We start from the raw sequence: 2083 nt of genomic DNA on the forward strand, positions 1-2083 counted from the left end.
CCGCCAGTGCGATTGGCGGCGGGCTTTTAGCGGGCAGTTGGGCCGCGATTCGTGATGTGTGGGACAGCATCAAGCTCGTACAGGCGATTCTTGATGACCCATTGAAGTATGTCGAACAGTTGGGCGCAGAAGCGGCCAAATTGGCGCAACTCGCCACCGATGCACCCAAGGTCATGGAACAGGCAATGTTGCTGGCCAGTGATGAGGCGGCGCTGTTCCTGATGCTGCGCACGGCGATGATCTGGCTGGACGCCTTGCCGCCCGGTGAAATGGCTGAGATGGCGGCTGGGTTTGTGGTGTCGTTGCTGATTGATCTGGTGATTGGCGTGGTGTTGACCCTCGCGTTACCGGCGGTGGGTGTGGCGTATTTGAGTCTGCGGTTGGTCAAGTATGGCGGGCAGATTCTTGAGGCGGCGGTGGGTTTTGTCAGGGGGCTTTTGGGGATTCTGACGAAGTTCATGCAGGCCGTGGATCGCTACAAGGCGGTCGCGGTTCGCGGGGTGGTGGGTGGGTTGAAGCAAGGCACGCTGCAGATGCGCTGGAAGGCGCGGCAGAACGCAGTGCTGAAGCAGGCGGAGCCTGTGGATGATGTGCCTGTTTCTGCTCGAAATCCGGCTGGGGATGCGGCGGCATCTTCGGACAAGACCGTCACCAACGGCTGTCCGGTGTCGATGGTCACGGGCGAGGAACTGCTGACGCTGACCGATGGTGTGCTGGACGGGATCTTGCCGTTTGAGTGGACGCGGTTGTACCGCACCAGTGCGGTGGAAGTGGATGGCGGGTTGGGGTTTGGCTGGAGTCACTCGCTGGCGCATCGGCTGAGTGTTTCCGGGGATTCGGTGGTGTGGACCGATCATGAAAATCGGTCGACTACCCTGCCCTTGCCTTCTGTTTCTCGACCGGCGATTACCAATAGCCTGGCCGAAGCCGCGATTTATCTGGGCGCTTTACCCGATGAATTGATCCTGTCTCAAGGGGCACGTTTCTACCACTTCCGCGACGGTGTGCTGACGGCGATCAGCGATGCGTATGACAACCGGTTGCGCATTTTCCGTAATTACCTGGGGCAGCTTGAGCGGCTGGATAACGGCGTCGGGCGCTCGTTGTTTCTGCGCTATGCGTCGGGCCGCATCGTGGCGGTGGACTACCAAATTGAGCGGGCCGTGGACGACGGTCCGTTTGTTTGGGTGACAGAGCAAAACGTTGTTGCCTACGCCTATGACAATCTTGGGCGACTGGTTTGCGCGACCAATGCGGTAGGCGAAAGCGAGGTTTATCGGTACGACGAGCAGCACGTCATTCTTGAGCGTGGACTGGCCGGTGGGGCGAGTTTCTTCTGGGCGTGGGAAAGGTCTGGTAAGGCCGCGCGGTGTGTCCGGCATTGGGCCAGTTTCTCGCAGATGGACACGCGCTATGCCTGGGACGATAACGGCCAGGTCACGGTGTTTAACGCCGATGGCAGCCAGGAAGTCTACGTGCATGACCAGCGGGCACGGCTGGTGCAGCGGGTGGATCCTGATGGGGCCGAGCACTTCAAATCCTACGATGAGAAAGGCCGGCTGACGGTTGAGCAGGATCCGCTGGGGGCGATCACGGCCTACCAGTACGACGAAGCCGGGCGCTTGGTGGCGCTGTTTCCGGGGGATGATGAGCCGACGACCTACGAGCATGACAATGGATTCGTACGGGTTGTAAGGCGGGGTCAGGCGGTTTGGAAGTATGAACGTAATGATCAGGGCGATGTTACGCGCAGGACTGATCCTGACGGCAACTCCACGGACTACAGCTACAACAAATACGGGCAACTGACGCAGGTTTGGCTGCCGGATCACAGCTGTCATCGGCTGGTTTGGAATGAGCGTGGGCAGTTGCTTGAGGAGCAGTTGCCGAATGGCGGAATCAAGCGCTGCCGCTATGACGATCTCGGGCGAAAAATCAGCCAGGAAGATGAGCACGGCGCGCTCACGCAATTTGAATGGAACCACGTAGGACGATTAGTCCAAATCGTCTTGCCGAGCGGTGATACGCGTAAATATACCTACAACGCTTACGGAAAAATCACCTCCGAGCGGGATGAACTCGG

1 protein-coding gene is annotated in these 2083 nt (G+C 59.1%); it reads left to right on the forward strand.

Going from position 1 to position 2083, the window contains the following annotated elements; translation table 11 throughout:
- On the forward strand, nucleotides 1–2083 hold a 2083-nt coding region (locus ACP7EW_RS30810; protein ID WP_426221808.1), incomplete at both ends, for a DUF6531 domain-containing protein.

Source organism: Pseudomonas sp. DWRC2-2 (genome assembly GCF_049897885.1).
Taxonomy (GTDB): Bacteria; Pseudomonadota; Gammaproteobacteria; order Pseudomonadales; family Pseudomonadaceae; genus Aquipseudomonas; species Aquipseudomonas azotoformans_A.